General features: G+C 58.2%; 1 protein-coding gene and 1 pseudogene. One reads left to right on the top strand and one right to left on the bottom strand.

The genetic code is table 11. The features are described from left to right. Nucleotides 1–200 (top strand): annotated as a pseudogene (locus tag ACKVY0_RS13505) (DUF1501 domain-containing protein); the annotation flags it as partial. On the opposite strand, the gene ACKVY0_RS13500 reads toward ACKVY0_RS13505, so the two are convergent. Further along, nucleotides 201–4049: vitamin B12 dependent-methionine synthase activation domain-containing protein (locus ACKVY0_RS13500; RefSeq protein WP_409215350.1), on the bottom strand; the 3849-nt coding region annotated here is incomplete at its 5' end. It abuts the pseudogene before it with no gap.

Below are 4049 nucleotides of genomic sequence, written 5' to 3'. Positions count from 1 at the left end.
GCTTGAAGATGGGCCAGGTCATCGGCCAGTCTGCCCGCCACGGCGGCGAGCCGGCCTCGGAACCGATCACGATTCCCGATTTGATCGCCACCATCATGCACACGCTCGTCGATGTCGGCGAAGCGCGCATCACCGACGGCCTGCCGCCGAGTTTGCTCAATGTGCTGACGCGTGGTGAGCCGATTCGTGGGCTGGTGTGATCAATAACTCAGCCACGAACTCAGCCACTTCTCCACGCTCGTCACCGTCATGCCTTTGCGTGTGGCGTAGTCTTCGATCTGATCTTTGCCGAGATCGGTCGAGATGCCGAAGTAGCGGGCTTGCGGGTGATTGAAGTAGAAACCGCTCACGCTGGCTCCGGGGTGCATGGCGTAGCTCTCGGTGAGTTCGCAGCCGGTGTTTTCAGTGGCGTTGAGGATGGCGAAAAGGGTCTTCTTTTCCGTGTGATCAGGCTGCGCGGGATAACCGGGCGCGGGGCGGATGCCGCGATACTTTTCGCGGATGAGTTCGTCGTTGCTGAGGTCGCCGGGCTTCTCGATGCCGCACTGGAAGCGGGCCTGCTGGTGCAACCACTCGGCGAAGGCCTCCGCGAAGCGATCCGCGAGCGCTTTGACGATGATGCTGGAATACGGGTCATTCGCAGCATCGTAGGTCTTCGCATACTCGTCACCGCCATGGATGGTGACGGCGAATCCGCCGAGGTAGTCGGTGCGGCCACTGTCCTTCGGCGCGATGAAGTCGGCGAGGGCGTAGTTCGGCGTGTCTTTCTTGATCTGCTGCTGCCGCAGCGAGTGCAAAGTGGTGCCGTCTGTGAGCACGACATCGTCACCGACGCTGTTGGCTTCGAACCAGCCGACGACACCCTTGGGCGTGAAATGCTTCTCCTGGATGATGAGATCGAGCAGGCGGTTCGCGTCGATGTAGAGCTTGGCAGCCTCAGCTTCGGCACCGGCTTTTTTATCGGCTTCATCCCAGGCGCTGGAGAAAGTTTGCTCCTTCGAGTTCCAGCGGCCACGCAGCTCCCAGGTGTGGAAGAACGGCGACCAGTCGATGAAGCGTCGCAGCTCCTCCAACGGTGGCGTAATCGTTTCGATGCCCAATTTGGCTGGTTTGGCGATCTCGACCGTGCTCCAGTCGCAGGTGAACTTGTTCGCTCGTGCGGCGACAATGCTCAAAATATCACGCGCCTTCTTCTGGCCGTATTTGGCACGCATTTCGTCATGCCGGGCCTCGTTTTGAGCCACGAAGGCAGCCTTGTGCTCCTCGCTGATGAGCGAGGTCGTCACTGGCACCGAGCGTGAGGCATCCAGCACATGCACAACCGGCCCCGAGTAGTGTGGAGCAATCTTGATGGCCGTATGCGCCGCACTCGTCGTCGCACCGCCGATGAGCAGCGGCACCGTGAAGCCCTGACGCTCCATCTCCGACGCGACGTGCATCATTTCATCCAGCGATGGCGTGATCAGGCCGGATAGCCCGATGACATCCGCCCCAATCTCCCGCGCCTTCTCCAAAATCTTATCACACGGTACCATCACCCCGAGATCCGTCACCTCGAAGCCATTGCAGGCCAACACAACGCCGACGATGTTTTTGCCAATGTCATGCACATCGCCTTTGACCGTGGCGATGAGGAATTTGCCACCGCCTTGCTGTGCGGCTTCGGTGGGGATCAGATCTGCGGCAGTTAGGGACGTGTCAACGGTGTTTCCGCAGGCTTTTCCATCACCAGATTGCCCAGACCCGATGCCCGGCTCAGAGCCTCCAGCGTGCCCTCCTCGATCTGACGAAACCGCTCCGCCGCTTCCTAGCTCAGGCGTGGCTTGAAATTGCGCCAAACTTCTAAATGTGTGCTCGGAGACTCCATCTACTTCGCCATTTCCTTGAGCCGAACCACTTTGATTTTCGATGCTCTGGAGGCTGCGTTCAGGTTCTCGACTGTCTTGATGTCGATTAGACGAAATAGGGCCGCAGTCGATGGGTCGAGTATTGCGGAGAAACTGCGCCAGGAGCCGCTGAGGGGTTTCATTTTCTGTTTCATATTGGTCTAGGATTTGAGGAAGAAGTTCAGATGCTTGCTCCAACAATTCATCAATGGAGCCATACAGGGATTCGTGCAGCCATTCAAGCGTTCTTTCGATCACGGCATTGCTGCCGCCTGGCTCAAGGACGTTCTCGCGCACCACAATCTCAAAACCAGGATTGCCAAGGAAGTCTTCTGCCAAAGCAAAGGTCGTTCGTGGAGCTTGGAAGTGCCCTTTCGCCGCTCTCGCCAGAGGGACAATTCGGCCAGCCCCTTCTAGTGCTCGGTGTACGATCAGATGTAGAGCATTTCTCCAGCACATGAAAATATAGCGGATTTCGACTTTGCACCCGGCTGCAAACGCTTGATCAAAATGCTCTTTACTTCGGCTGTAGTTCTGGAGTGTGCCGTCCATCACCAAGATCAGCGACGGGTCATTTGGCAGATCCTTAGTCGCCGTCGTTTTGCCGCTACCCTGACCTCCCGCATTGAAAACGATCACGTTACCTAGTTTTGCAGCTTGGAGAGTGCGAGCGAAGAACCAGTCTACAAACGCACCCGCAGGTTCCAGCGTCGCCACGCTCCATTTCTGGCGGCTCTCGCGGGTGGCGGAGTAGTCGGGGCTGATTTCTTGGACGTTGTTGCGGTCGAGGACGTTGGCAAAACGGCGCTTGTACTCACTGGCGGCGGCTTCGAGGTCGGCAGCCAGTTCAGCGGCGAACTTCACCTCAACACGACGTTCTTCGAGGCTAAGACCCTGATAAGGCGAGTAGGTGAAGCCTTCGACAGCGGTGACATCGCTGCCGCTTTCGAGAGCCTTCACCGTTTTGTCAGCGATCTCGATGAGCAGCTCACGCTCACGCTTTTTCCGCGCCTTTTCGGCTTCCATCACTGGCGTGAGCACGGCAACGCTCTGTTTCATCACGCGGGCGGATTTGACGACCTGCGGCAGGAACATTTTGCCTTCGCCGAACAGGTCGCCGACGACTTTCATGCCGTCCATGAGCGGGCCTTCGATGACTTTGAGAGGCACGCCGTATTTCGCGAGTGCTTCCTCGGTGTCCGGGATGATGAAATCGGTGATGCCTTTGAGCAGCGCATGCTCCAGGCGCTTTTCGACGCTGGCTTCACGCCAGGAGAGATCAGCTTCGGCCCGCTTGGCACCGGCGACGCCTTTGAATTGCTCCGCAAACTCGACGAGCGCTTCGGTGGCGCCGGGGTTGCGATTAAGAAGCACGTCCTCGACCTTGGTGAGCATGTCCTTCGGGATGTCTTCATACACTTCGAGCATCCCGGCATTGACGATGCCCATGTCCATGCCGGCTTTGATGGCGTGGAAGAGGAAGGCGCTGTGCATGGCCTCGCGCACCTTGTTGTTGCCACGGAAGCTGAAGCTGATGTTGCTCACGCCGCCGCTGACTTTCGCGCCGGGGAGGTTTTCTTTGATCCAACGAGTCGCGTTGATGAAGTCGAGCGCGTAGTTGTTGTGCTCCTCCATCCCGGTCGCGACGGTGAGGATGTTCGGGTCAAAGATGATGTCCTGCGGATTGAACTCGACCTCATCGACGAGAATGCGGTAGGCGCGTTCGCAGATGCGGATCTTGTCCTCGTAGGTGGCGGCCTGGCCTTTTTCGTCAAAGGCCATCACCACCGCAGCGGCGCCGTAGCGTTTGATGATGCCAGCTCGCTCGCGGAAGGCTTCTTCGCCTTCCTTCATCGAGATCGAGTTCGCGATGCCTTTGCCTTGCAGCATTTTTAATCCGGCCTCGACGACCTCCCACTTCGACGAATCGACCATGATCGGCACTTTCGTGACCTCGGGCTCGGTTTGCAGCAACGCGAGGAACTTCGTCATCATGTCCACGCCGTCGATGAGGCCTTCGTCCATGCACACGTCGATGACGTTGGCTCCATTTTCGACCTGCTGACGTGCGACGCTGACCGCTTCCTCCAGCTTGCCTTCTTTGATGAGCTTCGCGAATTTCGGCGAGCCAGCCACGTTCGTGCGCTCGCCGATCATGAGGTA

The organism is Prosthecobacter sp., from assembly GCF_046154365.1.
In the GTDB taxonomy this organism is placed as follows: Bacteria; Verrucomicrobiota; Verrucomicrobiia; order Verrucomicrobiales; family Verrucomicrobiaceae; genus Prosthecobacter.
The sequence above is the reverse complement of the archived record's forward strand: the minus strand, read 5'-3'. Positions and strand labels throughout refer to the sequence as shown.